At 60.4% G+C, this 21,607-nt stretch carries 16 protein-coding genes and 1 riboswitch; of the genes, 7 read left to right on the top strand and 9 right to left on the bottom strand.

The genetic code is table 11. The annotated features are described in order from the left end of the window. Window positions 1–80: 80 nt before the first annotated feature. Window positions 81–1,265: a serine hydrolase gene (locus KP701_RS10020; protein ID WP_215747078.1), complete on the top strand. Its 1,185-nt coding sequence runs from the start codon at window positions 81–83 to the stop codon at window positions 1,263–1,265. Window positions 1,266–1,285: 20 nt separating this feature from the next. Here KP701_RS10020 and KP701_RS10015 read toward each other — a convergent pair whose 3' ends face one another. The 4 genes from KP701_RS10015 to KP701_RS10000 form a co-directional block, all read right to left on the bottom strand. After that, window positions 1,286–1,915, bottom strand: a complete 630-nt coding sequence (locus KP701_RS10015) for a hypothetical protein (protein ID WP_215747077.1) — start codon at window positions 1,913–1,915, stop codon at window positions 1,286–1,288. Then, entirely contained in the window at window positions 1,912–2,661 is a 750-nt protein-coding gene (locus KP701_RS10010) for a hypothetical protein (protein WP_215747076.1), read from the bottom strand. Before KP701_RS10010 ends, KP701_RS10015 begins: the two co-directional genes overlap by 4 nt. A gap of 88 nt (window positions 2,662–2,749) precedes the next feature. After that, window positions 2,750–3,250: a hypothetical protein gene (locus KP701_RS10005; protein WP_215747075.1), complete on the bottom strand. Its 501-nt coding sequence runs from the start codon at window positions 3,248–3,250 to the stop codon at window positions 2,750–2,752. A 114-nt stretch (window positions 3,251–3,364) separates the two neighbouring features. Then, complete coding sequence (locus KP701_RS10000; protein WP_215747074.1) at window positions 3,365–3,700, bottom strand: hypothetical protein; 336 nt, start codon at window positions 3,698–3,700, stop codon at window positions 3,365–3,367. 214 nt (window positions 3,701–3,914) lie between these two features. Between KP701_RS10000 and KP701_RS09995 the strand changes: the two genes are divergently transcribed. The 3 genes from KP701_RS09995 (at window position 3,915) to KP701_RS09985 (ending at window position 9,377) form a co-directional block, all read left to right on the top strand. Further along, complete coding sequence (locus KP701_RS09995; RefSeq protein ID WP_215747073.1) at window positions 3,915–6,041, top strand: M3 family metallopeptidase; 2,127 nt, start codon at window positions 3,915–3,917, stop codon at window positions 6,039–6,041. A gap of 81 nt (window positions 6,042–6,122) precedes the next feature. After that, window positions 6,123–7,673, top strand: coding sequence for a hypothetical protein (locus tag KP701_RS16290; RefSeq protein ID WP_252345535.1), 1,551 nt, complete (start codon window positions 6,123–6,125; stop codon window positions 7,671–7,673). 15 nt (window positions 7,674–7,688) lie between these two features. Then, entirely contained in the window at window positions 7,689–9,377 is a 1,689-nt protein-coding gene (locus KP701_RS09985; RefSeq protein WP_215747072.1) for a M28 family metallopeptidase, read from the top strand. Window positions 9,378–9,397: 20 nt separating this feature from the next. Here the strand turns inward: KP701_RS09985 and KP701_RS09980 are convergent, their stop codons facing one another. Then, on the bottom strand, window positions 9,398–10,309 hold the full coding sequence (locus KP701_RS09980) for a LysR family transcriptional regulator (RefSeq protein ID WP_215747071.1): 912 nt from the start codon (window positions 10,307–10,309) through the stop codon (window positions 9,398–9,400). Between the two features lie 105 nt (window positions 10,310–10,414). Between KP701_RS09980 and KP701_RS09975 the strand changes: the two genes are divergently transcribed. Together KP701_RS09975 and KP701_RS09970 are read left to right on the top strand one after the other, a co-directional pair. Then, window positions 10,415–11,230 carry a class III extradiol ring-cleavage dioxygenase gene (locus KP701_RS09975; protein ID WP_215747070.1) on the top strand — a complete coding sequence of 272 codons (816 nt, stop codon included), beginning with the start codon at window positions 10,415–10,417 and terminating at the stop codon, window positions 11,228–11,230. Window positions 11,231–11,267: 37 nt separating this feature from the next. Further along, a complete protein-coding gene (locus KP701_RS09970) occupies window positions 11,268–11,879 on the top strand; it encodes a YceI family protein (protein ID WP_215747069.1) in 612 nt (203 codons plus the stop codon). 61 nt (window positions 11,880–11,940) lie between these two features. Here the strand turns inward: KP701_RS09970 and KP701_RS09965 are convergent, their stop codons facing one another. The 4 genes from KP701_RS09965 to KP701_RS09950 all read right to left on the bottom strand — a co-directional run bounded on the left by KP701_RS09965 (window position 11,941) and on the right by KP701_RS09950 (window position 19,989). Further along, complete coding sequence (locus tag KP701_RS09965; protein ID WP_052327571.1) at window positions 11,941–13,233, bottom strand: MFS transporter; 1,293 nt, start codon at window positions 13,231–13,233, stop codon at window positions 11,941–11,943. 129 nt (window positions 13,234–13,362) lie between these two features. Next, window positions 13,363–15,291 (bottom strand): hypothetical protein, encoded by a 1,929-nt coding sequence (locus KP701_RS09960; protein ID WP_215747068.1) that lies wholly within the window; start codon window positions 15,289–15,291, stop codon window positions 13,363–13,365. Window positions 15,292–15,594: 303 nt separating this feature from the next. Further along, the gene (locus tag KP701_RS09955) at window positions 15,595–17,235 is read right to left on the bottom strand and encodes an ABC-F family ATP-binding cassette domain-containing protein (RefSeq protein ID WP_215747067.1); all 1,641 of its coding nucleotides are present in this window, start codon (window positions 17,233–17,235) and stop codon (window positions 15,595–15,597) included. A gap of 117 nt (window positions 17,236–17,352) precedes the next feature. Beyond that, window positions 17,353–19,989 (bottom strand): M1 family metallopeptidase, encoded by a 2,637-nt coding sequence (locus tag KP701_RS09950; RefSeq protein WP_215747066.1) that lies wholly within the window; start codon window positions 19,987–19,989, stop codon window positions 17,353–17,355. Between the two features lie 156 nt (window positions 19,990–20,145). Then, window positions 20,146–20,225: riboswitch (Fluoride riboswitch) on the top strand. A 35-nt stretch (window positions 20,226–20,260) separates the two neighbouring features. On the opposite strand from KP701_RS09950, the gene KP701_RS09945 reads away from it, so the two are divergent. Beyond that, window positions 20,261–21,601, top strand: coding sequence for a voltage-gated chloride channel family protein (locus KP701_RS09945; RefSeq protein WP_215747065.1), 1,341 nt, complete (start codon window positions 20,261–20,263; stop codon window positions 21,599–21,601). The last annotated feature ends 6 nt before the right edge of the window (window positions 21,602–21,607 follow it).

The raw sequence follows: 21,607 nt of genomic DNA, 5'->3' as shown, positions 1-21,607 counted from the left end.
TGTCAGGCATTCTGTTGCGTGATCGTAAAAAACAGCTACTCTTTTCCGTAAAGGATCAGGGCAGAGGAGAAATACGGAACATGCCGGAAAGGCTCGCCACAAAAAGGCACGGTTTTCTGAAGCGGCGCCATGTCCTGCTCGGAGGGGCTGCGGCCTGTGTCAGTCAGATGGCCGCCTGCGCGCGTCCGGGTTCTTCGTTTGGCTCAGTGGACGTTCTCGTCCGGGATGCCATCAGAAGAGGTGAAGCTCCGGGCGCCGTGGTCGCGATCGGACATGATGAAAAGATCGTGCACCGGTTCGTCTATGGAAAACGGGCGCTTGCTCCGGTGTCCGAACCTCTGGACTGGGAGACGCGCTTTGACATGGCGTCCCTCACCAAGCCGACCATGACAGCGCTCGCGGTCATGCAGTTGGTCGAGCAGCAGAAGCTGAATCTGGATGACCGCGTCAGCCAGTATTTTCCGGAATTTGTATCCAATGGAAAAGGCGATATTTCGGTTCGCCTGCTCATGACCCATTATTCCGGCCTGCCGCCGGACATTCCCCTGAAGGACCCCTGGACCGGAAAGGCCGAGGGCGTCAGAAGGGCCATGATGTCTCCGCTCGCCAATCCACCGGGCGAGAAGTTCGTTTATAGTGACATCAATTACATCATGCTGGGGCTTCTGGTCGAAAAGCTGAGCGGCCTGCCGCTCGATCAGTATGCGCGGATCAATATTCTTGAACCGCTGGGCATGACGGAATCCGGCTATCTTCCGGCAGCCGGTCTGCGCTCCCTCATCGCTCCGACACAGTACGACGAGCAGGGCAACATGCTGCGTGGCGTGGTGCATGATCCGACGGCGCGGAGAATGGGCGGTGTGGCCGGTCATGCCGGGCTGTTCTCGGATGCGCGGGACATGACGCTTTATGCACAGGCCCTTCTGGATCGTCTGAAAGGACGTCCGAGCCGCTTCCCCCTAGAACGGGAGACGCTCATCCTCATGACCACGCCGCAGCAGCCGGCGGGAAAAACGGAGCTTCGGGGACTCGGCTGGGACATCGACACCCATTATTCGTCCCCGAGGGGAGACGTGTTTTCCCACCGTTCCTTCGGACATACCGGCTTTACCGGCACGTCTCTCTGGATCGACCCGGACAGCGACAGCTATGTGCTGATCCTGACCAACCGGGTCCATCCTTCAGGGGGGCACAGTGTTGTGCGGCTGAGGCATGATATCGCCACGGCAGCGGGAAGGGCGCTCGGCCTTTCCGCGCCGGTCTAGGAATTTTTCGCTGCTGCGTTTCAGGGAACGTGCCGGACACCGACGAAGGGGTGAACCGGATCCTTCGGACAGGATCCGGGATAGAGGGCGATCAGTTCCAGAATATGCTGCGTCAGGGCATCGCGGCTGGTTCTGATCCTTTCTCCTTCGGCCTGCCGTACGGTATCGCTCTGCGACAGGAGATCGCCAGCATAGCCGACTTCCCGAGCCATTTCCGTATCCGGCAGTGCGGAGAGCGGTACGAACTGGACCGGAAGGTCAATCGTCTGAGCTTTTGTGCGGTTCGCGTCCGCCTGAAGGCCGAAAACGGGCAGCGTGCCGGAACTGCTGACCGAAAAGCTGCCCGAGGACGTAAAGCTCCCCGACAGTGACAGCGTAACCGGCCCGGAAATCATGGCGACAACCGGGTCGGCACCATGCTGGCTGCATTGCAGGGCGAGGACGTTCCGATCGAACCCTGCCTTCTGCTCCTCTGTCCAGTCCTGCACATGGGATGTGCTGACCACGCCGGTTTTCGTCAGATCCAGCTGGATGCCGGAAATGGCCTCACTGATCGTGACAGGGGACGGAGCCCCCGCCGAACAGCCGCTGAGAAGGGCAAGTGCCAGTATGCCCAGAACAGGACGACCGGGGAAAATCCGGCCGCTCATACGCCTCTCACTTCCGCCAGAAGGGCCTCAAAGGCTTCTCCGTTCGGTGATATGCCGGGAATGCCGATCCAGTTCTGACGCGACAGCAGGCCATAGGCTTCGTCGGCAATTTTCGTGAAGGTGTCCCAGGGCATGAATGTCCGCGTGCCCCAGGTATTGAAGAAAAGCCCTTCGGGATTATAGCCCACGACAGCGATGGCATGACCGCCCACCGGCGTGCGGTTGGAAATGGCGTTCCAGTCCCATGTCGCGCCCAGGGGAAGATCCATGAAGCCCTGAGGCACCTGAACCCCTGCGAGAACACCCCCAAGATAACAGATGCCGCGACGGATACCGTCGCAGTCCTGCGGATCGATCGTGCCGTAAGCCGTCAGGTAATCCAGGGTCTGTCCCGGACGGTGCAGACCCTGGCGCAGCCAGAAGTTCAGCTCATCCAGCAGAACCGTCCCATTATCCCGAGCCCCCGTCTGCGGATCGAACCCGGTGACGGCTCCGTAGTTGTTCAGCACCATGTCCGTAGACAGCACGACCAGCCCCTGCGCGGCATGGGTCCATGTCGCCGTCAGGGCTGCATGGGCCGCGAACGCACAGCAGCCATACCGGTCATTGCCCCACATCTGATAGGGCACCCCCCCGGACCAGTCTTTCTGCACCGGAACGGCGGGAAGGCGTGAGGCCAGTATGGGCGCCAGGCGGTAGGTTCGCAGATCATGCTTGGGCGCACGTTTGCCAAGGCATCGGGACATGGACAACTCCGGCAGGAACATAAAAAAGGAGCGGTTCAGGTGAACCGCTCCGGTCTTCGGACGGATGGACGAAAAAGCGGACGGAGCGTCAGACGCCCTGATAGATCCGGGCGCGGATCAGTTCCGGCGACTGCGTGGCGGCTGTGAAAGGGGCGGCCGTAACGCCTGCGAGAGCTTCGACCAGCGGGATCATTGCAGACACCGTGCTCATGTAAGTGGCGGCGGAGGGCGAGTAGACCTTCACGATCGGCGTTGCGATCGCCAGCAGAGTCTGAAGATCCGTACCGAGGCTCTTGGCCCAGTCCTTGCCGGTCGCAATCGTGATGGAGCCGTTCGAGTTGGCCGCAACCTGTGCGGTCACGCTCTTGATCTGGGCGATCAGGTTGTCGAACGTCGCTTTGTCCGTAGCGGACAGATGACTTTCCAGATCTGGAATGCTTTCGATGGCCTGAACCGCATAGGCAATGGCGGCAGCGTCACTGCTCAGGGCCTGGGTGTTGAAAGTGGTCGTGCTGCCGGTGGTGGTGCAGGCGCTCGTGGAAGCGAGAAGAACGGCGCCAAGGCTCAGGGCGATCAGACGGTTACGCATCAGTAAAAGCTCCAGAAATGAAAAAGCCGCCTCAGGGGGCGGCTATGGATCGTGAAAATGAAAATTGTCTCCGGGCAGGCTGTCAGCCCGGCTGTGAAATGACCGGGGTTGAAATCAGTTGACGCGACGGGGCGGCTCACCAACCTTCGGATGTGTCGAGACCATATCCAGCCCCAGTTTTTCGGCGTCTTTCGCACGAGAGGAGCCAACCGGCACCATGATGGCTTTCGCCCCAGGCTGATAGGCGCTGGTATTCCAGCCTTTCGCCTGCGCGATCATGCTCACGATCCGGAACAGCGGCAGCAGCTTCGACGTGCTGGCCGGTGGTTTCCAGAAGCGAAGAGCCAGCGCGGCCGCGGCAATGAGAAATGTGATGATTGAAACAATATCGCCAGCGTATCTGGCAGGCAGATAGGGCAGGATTGTCTGGAACAGCGATGTCCAGTCCATTGTCACCTCCGGCTATGAAAAACCGCCCCGAAAAGGCGGCCGTGTCAACACACACTGCCGGTCTAGGGAGGAGTTTTCGCACGCACCAAGGAGAAAATGCCGTCAAGCGCCAATTGGCAGTTTCCGCACGCTTTCGGCAGCGGGATCAGTCGTTTGACGATCCTTCCTGAACACCATACGGTTCGGCATCATCACGAGTATTACAGGCGATTTCATGGCTTTCAATTTCAGGCTTGCCGCAGTCCTTGCGGTTTCAGCGTTTTCCCTTTCAACGGAAGCGCATGCCGCTTCCACGAACCCGTTCTTTTCGGCCAGCACGCTCCCCTATCAGGCTCCCCGTTTCGATCAGATCTCGGACAGTGACTACGCTCCGGCCTTCGAGCGCGGAATGGCCGAGCATCTGCGTGAGATCAAGGCAATCGCCGGGAACCGCGCAGCTCCGACGTTCGACAACACCATTGCCGCCATGGAGCGCGCGGGCCAGACCCTCAACCGTGTGCAGATGACGTTCTACGGTGTTTACCAGGCCAATACCGACGATACGCTGGACAAGGTGCAGAGCCAGGAAGCGCCCCGGCTGACGGCCCATGAAGATGAAGTCTATCTGAACGCGAAGCTCTTTGCCCGTGTGAAGTCCCTCTATGACCGCCGCGAGAAGCTCAACCTGACGCCCGAACAGGCCCAGCTTCTCGACATCTATTACCAGCAGTTCGTCCATGCTGGCGCCCAGCTCTCCGCGGCGGACAAGACGAAGCTGCGCGCGATCAACACGCGTCTCTCCAATCTTGAGACGCAGTACGAACAGAAGCTGATTGCCAGCGCCAAGAACGGCGCCCTGATTGTGGACAACAAGAAGGCGCTGGCCGGTCTGGATGACAACACGATCGCCTCAGCCGCCAAGTCCGCGCAGGAGCGGGGACTGACCGGAAAATGGGTCATCCCCCTTCAGAATACGACGCAGCAGCCCGCCCTGTCTTCCCTGACGGATCGCGAAACCCGGCAGGCCCTGTTCGAGCAGAGCTGGACCCGTGCCGAGAAAGGCGACGACAACGATACCCGCGCCACGATCGCCGAACTGGCAGAACTCCGCGCGCAGAAGGCCGCGCTCTTCGGCTATCCGAATTTCGCCGCCTATACGCTGTACGATCAGATGGCCAAGACGCCGGAAGCTGCGGACAACTTCATGCAGCAGCTCGTCCCGGCCACGGTTGCGGAACAGAAGCGCGAAGCCGAGGTCCTGCAGAAAGCCATCCGCAAGGACGGCGGGAAGTTCGATCTGAAGCCGTGGGACTGGGAGCATTATTCCGATCAGGTACGCCGCGCGAAGTACAATCTCGATCAGGATGAAATCAAACCGTATTTCGAGCTCAAAACGGTCCTGACGGATGGTGTGTTCTTTGCCGCCAACCAGCTTTACGGGATTACGTTCCAGCAGCGGACGGATATCCCCGTCTATCAGCCTGACGTCATGGTCTTTGAAGTCCATGACAAGGACGGCTCTCCGCTGGGCCTGATGTATTTCGATTACTTCAAGCGGGACAACAAGTCCGGCGGTGCGTGGATGTCCAACTTCGTCGGGCAGTCCAGGCTGCTGGGTACGAAGCCCGTCATCTACAACGTCGCCAACTTCACCAAGGCGGCCCCCGGCCAGCCGCAGCTCATCACGTCCGACGACGTGACGACCATGTTCCACGAGTTTGGCCACGCCCTGCATGGGCTTTTCGCGGACCAGACCTATCCGTCGCTGTCCGGCACGAGCGTGGCGCGCGACTTCGTGGAGTTCCCCTCCCAGTTCAACGAGAACTGGGCGCTGGACCCGAAAGTCCTGTCGAATTACGCCCGGCACTACAAGACCGGCGCTCCGATGCCCAGGGCCCTGGTCGAGAAGATCCGCAAGGCCGCACATTTCAATCAGGGCTATGCGCTGGGTGAAATCGTCGCCGCAGCCGAGCTGGACATGAAGTGGCACAGCCTACCCGCGACGGCACCGCGTCAGGACGTGGACAGGTTTGAGAGCGATGCGCTGAACAGCACGGGGCTGGACGTCGCAGCCGTTCCGCCGCGTTATCGTTCCAGCTACTTCCTGCATATCTGGTCCAACGGATATTCCGCCGGCTATTACGCCTATCTGTGGACGGAAATGCTGGATCAGGACGTGTTCTCCTGGTTCCAGGAGCATGGTGGTCTGACACGTGAAAACGGACAGCGCTTCCGCGACATGATCCTCTCGAAGGGACACACCATGGATTACGGCCCGATGTTCCGCGCCTTCTACGGCCGCGACCCGGACATCACTCCGATGCTGGTGCATCGTGGGCTTGTTTCCGAACAGGGCAAGTAATTACAAGCCGGGAGGAAAGACCTCATCTTTCCTCCCGGTCTTTTCTTTCTGGACAAAAATATGCCGACACCCATGAGCAGAATGAGATTCCTTCCTTTTTGCGGCCCATTCCTTGCGATGCTTGCCGCGCTGTATTTCGGCCTGAAGACGTTTTTCGGCCTCGGAGCCTCACCTTTCGGCGATGAATCCGGCCATATCCTCGGCGGACTGGCCATCGTCAGGGGCGATATCCTGTATCGCGATTATATCGACGCGCACGGCCCGCTGATTTTCGCCCTGTCGTGGCTCGTCGGCCTGGTGACCGATTTCCGCCATGCCTATCTCATGCGGCTCATCCCGGCTGTCTGTACGATGGCCAGCGCCATGACCGTCTTCCTGTCCCCGGCGCTCAGAAAACCATCCGTTCGGTGCCTTGCAACTGCGGCATGGCTTGTCGCAATGGGCGCGCAGTGGACGATCCAGGCGTTCAACATGGACAGTTACTGGACCATCGGTGGTGATCTGCTTGCGGGCGCCATGGCGCTGCTGGTTCTTCCGGTTCTGCTGGGAGAGGAGGTTGGCAACTGGCAGGCGCGATGCGGTGGGGCCTGCATCGCCCTTCTGCCGCTCACGGCCTATTCCTTCGGTCCGACAGCAGTCCTGCTGGGGCTGGTCATCATTGCCGTAAGACGTCCGGGCTACTGGAGCGGAATCCTGCAGGTTCTGCTCGGTGCCGGCGCGGCCCTTGTCCTCAGCGCGCTCTGGATGGCGGTTTACGGCGATCTGGGCGGTATGATCGCCTATCACTTCGTCGCCAACCAGTTCTACTATGCCCCCTATATCGACGTGGGCCTTGGCACCCTGTTTCTCAGCCTTGTTCCATCCTTCCGGCCCGATACCACGATCCAGTCCCTGGCCGTAATCTGCTTCGTGATCGGCAGTATTCTCGTTCTCGCAACATCCCGGCACAGACTGTCAGCCCTGCTGCTCGTGGGAGCGGTGCTGATGATGCAGGTGCGCGGCGCATTCGGATTTCAGAACGGAACATTCGTCATGGGCGCGCTCACACTCTGCGTTCTGATGATGATGCGGGTATTGCAGTCCCATGACCGTGCCGCACCATGCCTCGCGCTCGCCTTCTGTGTCCTCTATGTCATCGGGGCCCGGCACGCCGTCTCCTCACTCCATGGCCTGACACGGCAGCAGCAGCGTCAGGCTGGCTTTCATCCGATCCGCGAAAACAGGGATGTCGGCTTCGTGAAGGCCATTCAGGCCCATTCCCGCCCGGATGAGCGCATTCTGGTTATTCCCTATAATCCGGACGTCTATATTTACGCCGGCCGTCTTTCCATGAAGAAATACCATGAATACCTGCCATGGGAGGCGGACTACGCGCGTCACCCCTGGCATGGCTATGAGCGTGACCTGTGCCATGACCTTCCGCAGGATCTTCCGCCCGTCATCTATTTCGATGATTATCACGTGTGGGGCAGGTGGGCCCCTGCGGATTTCATGCCCTGCGTCCTGAAGATACTCGCGCAGGATTATCAGCGCGATCCGGTTGAAAAGAGCGTCTATATCCGCCGTGATCGTGTGGAACCGGTAGCACTGAAAGACGCCGCTCCGATTTCTTCTTCCCAGAACCGTAACTGAAGATATGGTCTTGCCATGACACAGAAGACATTCCCCCGACGCAGCCTGTTTCTCGGTACTGCCCTGACAGCGCTTCTTTTCGCTCCGGTCGCCGGTCATGCAGACCCGACAGCCGAGATCAGCCCGTCGCGCATGTCGGAGACGATGAAGATCCTGGCGTCCGACCGCTTCGAGGGCCGTGCCCCCGGAACGGAAGGGGAGAAGGTCACGGTTCCCTGGCTGATCGAGCAGTACAAGGCTCTGGGGCTTGAACCGGCAGGCGAAAATGGCGGATGGACGCAGACGGTTCCCATGCTCCGGACCAGAACCGCTGCGAACGGTTCCATCAGTGCCCGGACCGGTGATAGGGCGCTCCCCCTGATCCAGCTTCAGGACATCTATCTCTCGACGCTGCTGCCGGAAGACCGCCTGCGCGTCAAAGACGCTCCGATGGTTTTCGTGGGCTATGGTGTGCATGCGCCGGAGCGCCACTGGGATGATTTCAAGGGCGTCGACCTCAAGGGCAAGGTCGCGGTTTTCCTCGTCAACGATCCCGATTTCGATGCGGCTCCCGGTGAACCCGTCGCCGGTCGCTTCGGCGGCAAGACCATGACGTATTACGGTCGCTGGACCTACAAATACGAAGAAGCCGCCCGCCGTGGCGCCGTCGCTGCCCTGATCGTGCACGACACGGCAGGCGCGTCCTACCCCTGGAGCACGGTCGTGGCACCGGGCGGTGAGGCGTATGATGTGGAACATGCTGCCACCGAAAGCCGCCCCGTCCCCGTTCAGGGCTGGCTTGAAGGCAAGGCTGCGGCTGCGCTCTTCCGGCAGGCCGGGCTGGATCTTGATGCCCTGCGCATTAAAGCCCGTTCCCAAAGCTTCCGTCCCGTCACGCTGAAGCACACGACGTTCTCAGCCGACCTGCCGGTCACGGTCGATCGTCTGCAAAGCCAGAACGTGCTCGCCAAGATTACGGGCGCGAAATATCCGGACGAGACGGTCATGTTCGGGGCGCATTGGGACGCATACGGCAAAAGCACCGACGCGCAGGGCCATACTGTCATCCGTCGCGGTGCGATCGACGATGGCTCCGGCATTGCGGCGCTGTTTGAAATCGCCCGCGCCTTCAAGGCCGGACCGAAGCCCGACCGTACCATCCGTTTCGCCGCCTGGACGGGCGAGGAGCGCGGTCTGCTGGGATCAGGCTGGTACGTTGCCCATCCGCTGGCGCCGCTGGACAGGACGGCTGCCAATCTGACGATGGACGTGCTCCAGATGGCAGGACCTGCGCATAATGCCTTCATTATCGGCGCCGGGCAGGACACGCTTCAGGAGCAGTTCGCCGCTGCCGTCGCCCTTCAGGGCCGCACGGCGCAGCCGGAAGCGATGCCCGAGCGTGGCGCCTTCTATCGTGCGGACCATCTGCCCTTCGCGCGTGCCGGGGTGCCGGTGCTTGCTGTCATGGATATGGCCGGAAAGTTCGCTCTTCTGAAAGGTGGGACGGAAGCGGGCGGCAAATGGCTGACGGCCTATATGGCCTGCTACCATCAGGCCTGCGATGCCTGGAGCCCGGACTGGGATGTGCGTGGTGCCGCGCAGGACGTCTGGGCCGTGTGGAAAGTCGGGCATGACGTGGCCTTTTCGCATGACTGGCCACAATGGAAGGCTGGTTCGGAATTCGCCGCGATCCGCCAGAAGACCGCTCCGGCTACGGTTCAGTAAGGCACGTTTTTCCGGTTCCGTCAGATCGTCCAGGGCGGAACCGGCCCATAGCGCTCAACCAGAAAATCGATCATCGCCCGGATCTTGAGCGGGACATGCGGTGTCGGCGCATAGACGGCATGCAGTTCCGGCCCTGTCATGACGGCCACATCGAGCGGCAGCGGAACCAGTCTGCCGGATTTCAGTTCATCCGAGACGATGAATGTCGGCTGGTAGATGATGCCCTGTCCCGCTACGGCAGCCTCGCGCAGGATATCGCCGTTATTGGCGTGCATGGGGCCGCTCACCGGGACCGTGCGCTCGCCATTCGCACCAAAGCTCCAGCGCGCGCTGCTGATCTCGTCGCCGAGCGTGTAACCCAGACAGCGGTGGTTCGTCAGTTCGGCAACGCTGCGGGGCGTGCCATACTCTTCCAGATAGGACGGTGCTGCGCAGACCACGAAATCGACCTGCGCCAGCCGGCGCGACCGCAGTGCACTCGATGGCATCCGTCCGATGCGCAGCGTCAGGTCCCATCCTTCCGTGATCGGATCAATCCGCCGGTCGTCCAGCCCCAGTTCGACCGTAACGAGGGGGTGGCGTCGGTTGAACTCTGGCAGGATCGGTCCGACATGCCGTATGGCGAACGAGACCGGCGCATTCAGGCGCAGAAGCCCGCGCGGCTCCTGGTTTTCCGCCGAGACTTCCTGTTCCATCTCTTCCAGATCCGTCAGGATTTTCTGACAGCGGATGAATAAGAGACGACCCGGTTCCGTCAAAGACAGCCTGCGCGTACTGCGATGGAACAGCGAGATCCCCAGGCGGCTTTCCAGAGCGGCAATATGTTTCGTGACCATCGTCTGTGACAGACCCAGCGAACGTGCGGCACCTGAAAAGCTGCCTTGAGCCACCACTCTCGCGAAAACCTGCATGCCCGTGAAGCGATCAAGCATTCACCTCACACTCCTGGTGTCAGATCCTATCCCGGATGAGGGAATTATTCTTTTTGGGTGAGGGTGGCAAGATCAGTTCCATCGCACGGAACGGAGGCAATCACGATGACCCTGAAAGATCAGGACACTACGCGGCAACCCGTTCTTTTTCTGCCGCATGGTGGCGGTCCGTGCTTCTTTATGGAGTGGGGGACGACATGGGATCGCATGGCAGCCTATCTCCGGTCTGTAGAGCCATCCCTGCCACGTCGTCCGAATGCCATTGTGGTCCTCTCCGGCCACTGGGAGACATCGGATATGGTTGTCGGATCAGCAGCCCATCCGTCGCTGATCTATGATTATTACGGCTTTCCACCTCACACCTATCAGCTTGAATATCCCGTACCCGGAGCGCCTGCCTTGGCCGGGAAAATCCGTGACCTCGTGCGTAACAGGGGCATTGCCTGCACAGAAAATGCCACGCGCGGACTGGATCACGGAGTGTTCATTCCCTTCATGCTCGCATTTCCCGATGCGGATATTCCGGTCGTGGAAATTTCTCTACCCGGGTCGCTGGATGCCGCAGGCGTTCTGCAAGTGGGGGAGATGCTGGCGCCTCTGCGGGATGAAAACATCCTGATTGTGGGCACGGGCATGACTTACCACAACATGCGTCATCTGATGCGCCCCGATGCCGTGTCGGATGCCAGGTCGGTCGCATTCGACACCTGGCTTCAGCAGGCGGTCGAGGCTCCGCCTGATCGTCGCACAAAGAGCCTGCTGGACTGGGAGCACGCCCCATTCGCGCGGGAGTGTCACCCCCAGCCAGAACATCTCCTGCCGTTGATGTTTGCCGCCGGAGCCGCGGGAACTGACGCAGGTCATTGCGATTACAACGATATCGTCATGGGGAAGGCCCTGTCCGGTTTCCGGTTCGGCTGATCTCCTCAACTCACCTTCCATGAAAGATCATGACGTCATGCAAACACGTTTTCTCAAGAGCGCAGGCGCTGCGTTCGCTCTCGCCCTCCTGTCTTCCACGGCTTATGCCGCCAACCCTGCTGAGGTGCAGTCCGGCGCCTATACGGTCGAGACCACCCATACGCAGATCGGCTTTTCCGTGCTGCATTTCGGCTTCACCTATTATTCCGGCCAGCTTTCCGGCGTCACCGGCGCGCTTCAGCTTGATACGGCCAATCCGGAGGCCTCGCACCTGAACGTGACCATCCCGGTTTCGAGCATTTCGACCACCAGCACGGTTCTGACAGGCGAACTCAAAAACAGTGAATGGTTCGATGTCGCGAAATATCCGGATGCGACCTTCGTCTCGACGCAGGTCCGCCGCACAGGCACAGATGAGGCTCTGGTGACCGGCAACCTGACGCTGCATGGCGTCACGCACCCGGAAGTCCTGCACGTCCATTTCGTGGGCGCAGGCGTCAACCCGATGGACAAGGCCTATACGGTCGGCTTTCAGGCCGAAGCGACGATCCATCGCAGCGATTTCGGCGTGAAGAAATATGTCCCCTATGTCGGCGATGACGTGACGCTGACGATTGCCGGGGCGTTTGAGAAGACTGCCGCGAAATAACGCGCATAAAAAAACGGCCCACGAAAGTGGGCCGTTTTCTTTTTCGGACTGTCCGGAAAAATCAGGACGTCTTGCGGACTTTCCATCCGGTTTCCTTGAGCAGGAAGCCGAGCACAATGGCAATTCCGATACCGACGACCAGCGGCAGGAAAGCCGTATGGAACTGTTCCATCGTCTCCGGCGCATCCTTGCCCATGAGGGCGGAAACAAGCGGGGACATGATGCCGGTTGTGCCGAACACGAGGAAGTTCATGACACCGGCGGCCGTTCCCTTGACCTCGGGCGGATTGACTTCCTTCATCGAGGAGAACGGGATCATGGCCGCACCGGACGCAATACCCATGATCAGCGCCACGGAGTAGTGCGGCATAACGCCGACCGGCACGTAAAGTGCGCAGAGCGACGCTGCCAGCAGCACCAGTGCGCCGCCGATCATGACAGGCTTGCGACGGCCGATCTTGTCGGAAATCCAGCCCAGAAGCGGGCAGCCGATGACCCAGCCGATGGGGACCATCGACACATCCGTGGCCGCAAAGCCCATCGTCGTGTGTTCGCCCTTGCTCAGCATCAGCGCACCCCAGCCCAGAGCACCGATCGTGGTCGGCACGAAGAGCAGGCCACCGGCAAGACCGGCAATCCAGCTCTGCGGGTTGGAGAAGATGATCTTGAAGGGACGCAGCAGGTTGGCCATGGAAAAATCACCATGGTGTTGGGCGCTGTCACCCGTATCGCGCGGCATGACGAAAAAGACTGCCACAGCCAGCAGGAGCCCGATGACACCAAAGCCCAGCCAGACCGACTGCCAGGGGATGTGGAAAGACCCATGCGGATCGATCAGGATGCGCGTCGGCTTGGAGCCGAAGGCGGCACCAGCCATGCCCATGCACTGCGTCAGACCGACGAAAAGCGCCAGCGTCCGGGCCGGAAGATAGCGCGCGGCAACATAGGACGCACCGACGAAGGCACAGATCGCACCGATGCCCTGGATGATGTAGCCGCCAATACCCGCAACCAGACTGCCCTGGCCGAAGATCAGACAGCCCACGCCCGTGATGGCAATGAACATCGGCATGATGGCATGGGCGCCATAGCGGTCCAGCAGCACGCCCACTGCAAGGGCCATCAGCGCGTAGACGATGTAATAGGACGCAATCATCAGGCCGAGATGGCTGTTGCCCCAGGCCTGGGTCAGCTCATCCTGCATGATGCCGGGAGCGGAACGGATCGCATACTGATAGAAGTAGAACAGCGCGCACAGGAACCATGACAGCACATAAAGCGGCTGAAGTTTCTGCGGTTGCGTCGGGGACGGATTCAGGGGCTTGGGGGGCGCCTGAGTTGTTGTGCCGGACATGAAATTCTCCAGTGTGTCATGGCGGGCCTGTCAGACCGGAAACCATGACTGTGAGGGCGTGAAAGTCTTGAAAAAGGCCTGTTTGCGATTGGAATGATTTGTCAGGGAATGTGAATATTTCACCAGATGCTATTGCTGGAAGGGGTAATAACGGAAGGTCACATACACCGTATGTCCGTAAGTCGTGGGATCGACGGCATGATCCGCGCCGTCATTGCCTTTGAAGGCGAACTTCCGGATATAGGTGTACTGAAGCCCGCCCATGACACTGCCGTAATGGCCGTCCAGGAAGTGCCACCAGCCACCCGTCGTCAGGGAGGCCAGCGTTCTCGTCTGGGCGGAGCACGTTCCGAATTCGTATTCACAGCCGGACAGGTTCAGGTCTGTCGCGCCATAGCCATGCTGGATGCCATCGGCGCCCAGATAGGTGCGGCGTCCCGCGCTCTCCACACCGCCATAGGTGTAAAGCAGCACGGAGCGTGCCGGATGCCCGACCAGCCCGAGCGACCCCATGATTTCCGGGATCGGAGTGGGATTGCCGTTGCTGTCGAAGGTCGTATCGGGAATGAGGCTGGGGCCGTAACGTCCGACACCCTGACCGGCAAGCACGTTTCCGGTCAGCTGAAGCTTGTCGGTCCCGAGCGGCACGGTCATGCCAGCGCCCACGCCACCGCCGAACTGGGTGCTTTTATGGGTATGGTTCTCCCCGGCCGGCTGAACCAGTCCCCGGAACCAGCGGGCAAGACCAAAGACTTCATAATGCCCGAACGACGTATCGACTGCCGTTTTGAGGACGATGTCGGGTGCCGGGTTGTAGCTGTACTGCGTGTTCGGATTCAGCAGGACGCCACCGCTATTGGCGTAATAGACACGTGGCCCGGCCAGATGGCCGTAACTGGCTGGCAGGGTCCCACCGGAGCTGAGCGTATCAGAGAAGCCGACCGTCGCCTGGGGGTCCTCGATTGACAGCGCGATCCAGTATTTCTTGTCCCAGTCCTTGGCGATCCGGATCTGTGGCACGCGGGTAAAGGTAATGCCCGGGATCTGGTTGTTATCCGTAACGGCCGGGAGCTGTTCCTGACGGGGAATGACGCCCTTGGCGTAATTGGTCGTCAGGCTCCAGGCCTGGCCCATGAGGACGTGCAGCCCCCAGTCTTTCTGCGTGAAGGTGAAATATCCCTGCCGCAGACGGGGGGTATAACCATTGATCTGCACACTGTTCGTCGTCCCGCCAGACCCACCGAAATCGGTTTCCACATAGGCCTGAAGACGGACGGACTTGGTCGGATTGGCTTCCAGAAGCGTGGAGAAACGTGAAAGCTGTGCGGAAAACCGTTCCTCGCTCAGCCCGTGATTTGGGCTGTTGGCATACGGGAAATTGTTCCACGCCGTCGCAGGGCCACTGGTCATGTTCGAACTTCTCCAGATGTTGGAGAAATCGATGAACCCGCCCAGCCTGACGGTCAGATTGCCAATCTGGAAGACCGGCGGAAGATGATCCACTTCCGTCTGGGTAATGGCGAGCGGACTGGACGATGTCAGGTCGATGGATGTCCGGTGCGCCTCGTTGTGCTGGTTCCCCAGCCACTGGAACAACGGCGGCGGTGTCTGATGGGCCGGCGTAACGATCGGGGTCGAAGGGACCGTTGCGGAGCCTGCCGTGACGCTGTCCGGGACCAATCCCGCTGTTGAAACCGGCATGATCCCGCTGCCGGGGCGGGGAATGCTGCCGGTCGGAGAGGACGGCGATGTTGCCGCTCGGGCGGTTTCGATTTTGGGAGCCTCGCCCTTTATCGGCACCCTGTGCGCGACGGATGTTTTCGCGGCATTCGGATGGGCCGCATGGGAAGCAGATCCGGCATGGCGGCGTTGTTCAATGGCCTGGAGACGGCCTTCGAGCATGCGCATCTCTGCCTTGATGGCGGCCAGTTCCTGGTCGTCGGCGCTCTGGGCGAAGGCCGGAAGGGGGGCACCAATGAAGAAGACGGCACCCAGAAGCAGTCTATACCGTCTGGGCAGGTAATTTCCCGTGATCTTCAGGCCACCGAGAGGAGACACACTTTTCCCTTCCTAAAATCCGTCCGAGGAATTCCATCAATTACCCGACCGCCACGCCGGGCATGTCGATGGGAACTGCCCGTCAGGAGAGACTTACGCGGTCACGGAAGTTTGAAAATTGATATACCTCAAAAATAACGAAAATTACACATTATTTATGGATCAGAATAACAACTTACCACGCTTTATGGAAGTATATTCGCTATCCTGCTCCAGGTATTTAATGATTTTCATATTGGGGACAGGATACCGAGGAGGGGTTATTCAAATACATCCCTCCTCAATAATGGTTACTGTATTTTCTTATTTGGTCTTCTTTTTCTTGCCCTTGGAGCGTTTTTCCTTTGCTGCGCTCTGGGACGGGGCGGATGTTCCACCTTTGGCGCGCTCGATGACGAACCTGGCATAATCGTCCATGTCGCCATCGAAGGGAACGATCTGATTGTCTGCGGCCAGCCACAGCCGGTCCGCGACCAGTTCCATGAGCGAGCGGTCATGGGTGATGAGGATGACCGCGCCTTCGTAACTGTTCAGGGCGTCCAGCAGGGCGCGGCGGCTGTCGATATCCAGATGGTTGGTCGGCTCATCGAGGATCAGAAGATGCGGGGCGGCCATTGCGACCATGTTCAGCAGCAGGCGGGCACGCTCGCCGCCGGAGAGTGCTTCGACCTTGGTGCCCTGCTTTTCGAAATGGATACCAAACTGCGCAAGACGGGAGCGGTGGGACTGGTCGCTGTCCGTCGGACGGGCTTCGCGCATGATGTCGAGCGGGGTCTGTTCGGGGTCGAGCGCCTCGATCTGATGCTGATGGAACCAGCCGACCTCGATCCGGGGGGAGCGGGAGACCTCTCCGGAACGGACTTCGAGTGCACCCGCGATCATTTTCGCAAAGGTGGACTTGCCGGCACCGTTGACACCGAGCAGACCGATACGGTCGTCCACGTCGAGGCGAAGGTTCAGATCGCGCAGGATGGCCGGATCGTCGCCATATCCGACCTCGACGTTTTCCAGCCGGATGAGGGGCGGTGCCAGCGGACGAGGGGGGGAGGGAAGCAGGAACGGCGAGACCGAAGCCTCGATTGTGGTTTCGATCGGCGTCAGTTTGGCGAGGCGCTTGACGCGGCTCTGGGCCTGCGCAGCTTTCGCGGCGGACGCCTTGAAGCGGTCCACGAAGGACTGAAGATGGGCGCGTTCGGCTTCCTGCTTGGCGCGGGTAGCGCTCTGCAGGCGGATTTTCTCGGCACGCTGGCGCTCGAAATCGTCGTAGCCGCCGGTGTAGAGTTCCAGCTTTCCTTCCGTGACATGCAGCGTGAAATCGACGGAATTATTCAGCAGTTCGCGGTCATGGCTGATGATGAGCGCGGAATGGGGATAGCGGGCAAGGCGTGCTTCCAGCCATAGCGCGCCTTCAAGATCGAGATAGTTCGTCGGCTCATCGAGCAGCAGCAGGTCGGGCTCGGCAAACAGCGCAGCGGCGAGCGCCACGCGCATCCGCCAGCCGCCAGAGAACTCGGCCATCGGTCGGTCGAGATCGGCCGTGGAGAAGCCCAGACCGTTGAGAATTTCAGCCGCGCGAGAGGGAGCGCTGTCGGCGTCGATTTCGATCAGCCGCATCCAGATATCGCCCATCCGCTCCGGATCGGCCGTTTCCAGCTCGGCCATGAGGGCGGCGCGTTCGGTGTCGGCGGCGAGGATCGTGTCGATCAGGCTGATGGGGGTGGCGGGATGCTCCTGATCCACGGTCGCCACGCGGGCGGCACGGGGGATGACGATCTCACCGGAATCCGGCTGAAGCTCGCCCTTGATCAGTTTGAAAAGTGTGGATTTCCCGACGCCGTTCCGGCCGACCAGAGACACCTTGGACGGGTTGGGCAGGTTGGCGCTTGCACGATTGAAGAACTGTCGTCCCCAGGCGTTGAAGACAAGGTTTTCGATCTGAAGCATGGGGCAGGATGGTCCGGTGGCGGTAAAACGGGAGCGCCATCCCTATAACAGTTTGGCCGCCCCGGACAGGGACGAGGCAGATCTTTTCCGCCTCGTCCGGGTGTTCGTGTGAGTGTATCAGTGGGTGTGGGCGGCAAGCCAGTCGTGGATCTGGCTCTGGGTCGCCTGAACCGCTTCCTTGCGGGCGGCAACGGTGTTGAGGGCATGGGCCGTGGCAATCTTCGCGCCGGTCGTCTTGCTGGAAGACGGATCTTTCTGAAGCTCGGCCAGAATGTCCGAGTTGTTGGAATGTCCTGCGATGGCGGGCAGGAACCCGTCCTGCGACCAGGGGGCCAGATGCGTGCGGATCTCGGCCTCGTGCTGGCGGACCAGCTTCCAGACGAGATCCGGGTTTTCGCTGGCGGAGGCGACCTGTGACAGGGCCATGGAAATACGGCCGTTCGGAATGGCGCCGCTATAGGCCAGTTCCACGTTGCGACGGATCAGGTCCGGATCCGTGGCGTTCGCGAGGGCCTGGAACAGACGGAGCTTGAGTTCGGTTGCCTGGGTGTCGCGGACCTTCTTTGCCATGATCTCCCAGGTTGCGGCGTCGGTATGCTTCATCGCCAGAGCCGAAACTATTCCCACAAGATCGGGACGCAGGGATGCCGGGTTTTTCAGCCAGATTGCGAAACGGCGCTTGGCCTCGGTCAGCACGGCCGGGTCATTGAAGGTGCCGAGTGCCGAAATGACGGAGGGGCGCAGCATCGTGTCCAGCACGCTTTCATGCGGCTTCTGGTCCCAGCCGAGACGCTTCAGGACCGGGGCAAGGCGGCTGCGGGCATAGGCCTGGAATGCAGGGCGGTCCGGGCTGCCGATTTCGTAGAAATCCAGCGTCTCCAGCTTGCCGATGATTTCCTCAAGCGTGGCGATGTCGGTCTCATGCGCGGCTGTCAGACGATCAACGAGGTCGAAATAGGAGGACAGCGCGCCATGCCCGGCCCGGAACTGGGCGAACTGGTCGCCGAGGATGTTGGCGCGGTCTACCGGAGCAAATTTTGAGATCGATGCGGCGATCGGGGCGAAGGCCACGTCGTCATAATGTACGCGGTAATATCCGCTCTCGCCCAGATCGAGCTTGAGGGGCGCATTGCAGCGGGGCAGGGTGAAGGTGGCGGGTTCCGCACCAAGCACCAGCTTCCTGGTCTCAAGACCGGGGCCACCTGCGACAACCGGAATGTTCCAGGTCAGGGCCTTCGCATTCGGGTCGTGGATGGTGAAGCGGCTCTGCGTCAGGGTGTAGGTTGTCTGACCATTTTTGCAGACGGCCGCGACATTGACCTGCGGAATACCGGGCTGTTCGGTGAAGCTGCGGGCGACCTTGCCGACATCCTGCCCCGACGTGCCGGAGAGCGCGTTCCACAGATCCTGACTGGTTGCGTTACCAAAGGCATGGGCCTTCATATAGGCGCGCATTCCGTCGCGGAAATGGTCCTCGCCAAGCCAGCCTTCCATCATGCGGATGACCAGCTCGCCCTTGCCGTAGCTGATGCCGTCAAACGCGGAATTGGCTTCGCTGACATTGTGGATGACCTGCTGGATCGGATGGGTCGTAGACAGGGCGTCCGTGGCCATCGTCTCTTCACGGGTTTCGTGCTGGCGCGGCCAGATGTCCCAGTCCGGGTTCATCTTGTCCGTCGCCTTGATTTCCATCCAGGAGGCAAAGCCCTCGTTCAGCCAGATATTGTCCCACCAGCCCATGGTCACCAGATCGCCGGACCACTGATGCGCCATTTCATGCGCGACGACTTCATAGATCAGTTCGCGGGTGCGCGGCGTGCTGTTCTTCGGATCGAACAGGAGAACGTTGTCGATATAGGTCAGTGCGCCCCAGTTCTCCATCGCACCGGCCTGATAGTTGCCGGGGATGGCCAGCATGTCCATTTTGGGCAGCGGATATTTGATGCCGAAATACTCGTTGTAATAGGGCAGGATCTTCTCGGCGGCACCCAGGGCGTAGGTCCCTTGGCTTTCAAGACCGCTCGGCGCGAAGACGCGGATGGGTGTGCCGTCCGCCTTGCCGTCCACGGAGGCCATGTCACCGGCCACCAGTGCGAGCAGATAGCTCGACATGCGGGGCGTCGGGCTGAAGGAGACGCGCTTCGTCTTTTCATCCTGCTGCGTCGTGCCGATGATCGGCATGTTGCTGACAGCCGCGTATTCGAACGGCAGCGTGACGTTCAGCTGATACGTTGCCTTGAAGGCCGGCTCGTCCCAGCCTGGGAACATCCGGCGTGCGTCCGCGACTTCGAACTGCGTGACCAGCATCCGCTTCGGCTTGCCTGCCGGGTCGGTGTAGTCGTCAATATAGATGCCGTTCGGCGTTTTCAGGATAGGGCCGGAATACTTGATGGCCAGTGTGTGGACGCCAGCCGGAACAGGAGCCGGGAAGTGCAGGGTGACGGTTTCGGCGGCATCATCCTGACGGATCTCGGCTTTCTGCGAGTTGTCCAGAAGGGCGCTGGCCAGTTTGAGGCCTGCCTGATTGAGCGTGACATCCGCGGTCGGGCTTTGCACTTCAACCCGGATGATCTCATCGCCCTGAAGCGTCAGATGTTCCATGTCGGTTGTCAGGTCGATGATGTAGTCCGTCGGCACGACGGTTTTGGGAAGCTGACCCGGTGTCGTGGCGAAGGAAAACGTGCCTTCAGCATGGGCGGGGAGCGCGAGGGGCAGGCCTGCAAGCAGCGTTGTGAGAACCAGAAGACGGCGCATGAAACGCAGTTCCTTGAAACGGTTGAAGGATGGGAAACGGAACGGACCGTTCGTTTTTGTTACGGAGACGGTGGCATAGCGTTGTCATGCGGAAAAGTGTCTCTCCCTAAAAACCTTGTCATCTCTTGACAGGTTGGGGCCTTCACGGCTTTTCATGGCGCAGAAGGCAATGGATTCTGCCTGACCTTTACCCGGTCGAACCGCTTCATCCGGAAGCTGATGATTCCTGTCCCTCGTCCCCTTCGGACAAGACAGGAGAACTGCGTCCGTTATGAGTGCACTTCAGAATCAGCCCCGTTTTCCCGGTATTTTCAGCCTTGTTCGCCTGAGCGCGGTGCTTGTTGTGCTGTCGGTCTGTATCGGCAGTGCCTGTGCTCTGTTCCTGTGGCTTCTGGAACGCGCCACTTCGCTGCGGATCGAGCATCCGGTGCTGCTGTTCGGCCTTCCGTTGGCGGGTGTGGCGGTCGGGTTGTGTTATTTCTGGTTCGGCCGCGACGTTGAGGCCGGAGCGAACCTGATCGTGGATGAAATTCATGAACCGGGCGCGGGCGTTCAACTGCGGATGGCGCCTTTCGTGCTGATTGCCACGGTGGTGAGCCATCTGTTTGGCGCTTCCGTGGGACGGGAAGGGACGGCGATACAGGTTGGTGGAAGTCTGGCCAGTGCAGCGGCCAGGCTGTTCAGACTGCGGGCTTCGGAAACCTGTGTTCTGCTGACATGCGGCATTGCGGCGGGGTTTGGTGCCGTTTTCGGCACGCCCATCGCTGGTGCCGTGTTCGCCCTTGAGGTTCTGACGCTCGGGCGGCTGGACTACCGTTTTCTTCTTCCCGCCGCGATGTCATCGATCATTGCGGACTGGGCCTGTCGCGCCTGGGGCATCCATCATGCGTCCTATCCGCTGGTGTTTCAGGGGACGCTGAATTCTGACGGTTCCGTCTCGCATGTGGACATCATGCTTGTGGTGCGCGTTGCCATCGCCGCGCTGGCTTTCGGGCTGCTGAGCCGGGTGTTTGCCGAGAGCGTGCACCGTCTGGCGGCGTTCATGAAAAAGCTCTGCAAGACGTCATGGCTGCGGCCGGCGATTGGCGGAATTCTGACCATTCTTCTGGTGATGATCGTCGGAAACCGGGATTATCTGGGTCTGGGCGTTCTGCCGGCCGAACCGGGTGGGGCGTCGATCGTCAGTTTCTTCGGGCCGACGATTTATCCGTGGTCCTGGTTCTGGAAGCTGGTTTTCACGGTCACGGTTCTGGCGACCGGGTTCAAGGGCGGTGAAGTTACGCCACTGTTCTTTCTTGGGGCCGCGTCGGGGAACATTCTCGCGTTCCTGCTGCATGTTCCAGTGGATCTGCTGGCGGCTGTCGGGTTCGTGTCGGTTTTTGCGGGGGCGGCGAACACGCCTCTGGCCTGTACGCTGATGGGGGTGGAACTCTTCGGGGCCGGGGATATCGTTTATTTCGCGACCGGATGTTTCGTGGCCTATGCCTGTTCGGGCCACACCGGAATCTATCTGTCCCAGCGGATCGGGACGCCTAAAAACGCGTCCCGGGCCGGGATCGGCGGCATGACATTGCGCGAGGCGCGGATGCCGCAGATCCCAGACCAGGACTGATGAACC

It is taken from the genome of Gluconobacter sp. P1C6_b (assembly GCF_018811945.1).
In the GTDB taxonomy this organism is placed as follows: domain Bacteria; phylum Pseudomonadota; class Alphaproteobacteria; order Acetobacterales; family Acetobacteraceae; genus Gluconobacter.
This window is presented reverse-complemented; position numbering and strand designations above follow the sequence as displayed.

Coding starts and splice junctions, on each gene's coding strand:
- KP701_RS10020 (WP_215747078.1), top strand. CDS start 81: ATGCCGGAAAGGCTCGCCACAAAAAGGCACGGTTTTCTGAAGCGGCGC.
- KP701_RS10015 (WP_215747077.1), bottom strand. CDS start 1,915: ATGAGCGGCCGGATTTTCCCCGGTCGTCCTGTTCTGGGCATACTGGCA.
- KP701_RS10010 (WP_215747076.1), bottom strand. CDS start 2,661: ATGTCCCGATGCCTTGGCAAACGTGCGCCCAAGCATGATCTGCGAACC.
- KP701_RS10005 (WP_215747075.1), bottom strand. CDS start 3,250: ATGCGTAACCGTCTGATCGCCCTGAGCCTTGGCGCCGTTCTTCTCGCT.
- KP701_RS10000 (WP_215747074.1), bottom strand. CDS start 3,700: ATGGACTGGACATCGCTGTTCCAGACAATCCTGCCCTATCTGCCTGCC.
- KP701_RS09995 (WP_215747073.1), top strand. CDS start 3,915: ATGGCTTTCAATTTCAGGCTTGCCGCAGTCCTTGCGGTTTCAGCGTTT.
- KP701_RS16290 (WP_252345535.1), top strand. CDS start 6,123: ATGAGATTCCTTCCTTTTTGCGGCCCATTCCTTGCGATGCTTGCCGCG.
- KP701_RS09985 (WP_215747072.1), top strand. CDS start 7,689: ATGACACAGAAGACATTCCCCCGACGCAGCCTGTTTCTCGGTACTGCC.
- KP701_RS09980 (WP_215747071.1), bottom strand. CDS start 10,309: ATGCTTGATCGCTTCACGGGCATGCAGGTTTTCGCGAGAGTGGTGGCT.
- KP701_RS09975 (WP_215747070.1), top strand. CDS start 10,415: ATGACCCTGAAAGATCAGGACACTACGCGGCAACCCGTTCTTTTTCTG.
- KP701_RS09970 (WP_215747069.1), top strand. CDS start 11,268: ATGCAAACACGTTTTCTCAAGAGCGCAGGCGCTGCGTTCGCTCTCGCC.
- KP701_RS09965 (WP_052327571.1), bottom strand. CDS start 13,233: ATGTCCGGCACAACAACTCAGGCGCCCCCCAAGCCCCTGAATCCGTCC.
- KP701_RS09955 (WP_215747067.1), bottom strand. CDS start 17,235: ATGCTTCAGATCGAAAACCTTGTCTTCAACGCCTGGGGACGACAGTTC.
- KP701_RS09950 (WP_215747066.1), bottom strand. CDS start 19,989: ATGCGCCGTCTTCTGGTTCTCACAACGCTGCTTGCAGGCCTGCCCCTC.
- KP701_RS09945 (WP_215747065.1), top strand. CDS start 20,261: ATGAGTGCACTTCAGAATCAGCCCCGTTTTCCCGGTATTTTCAGCCTT.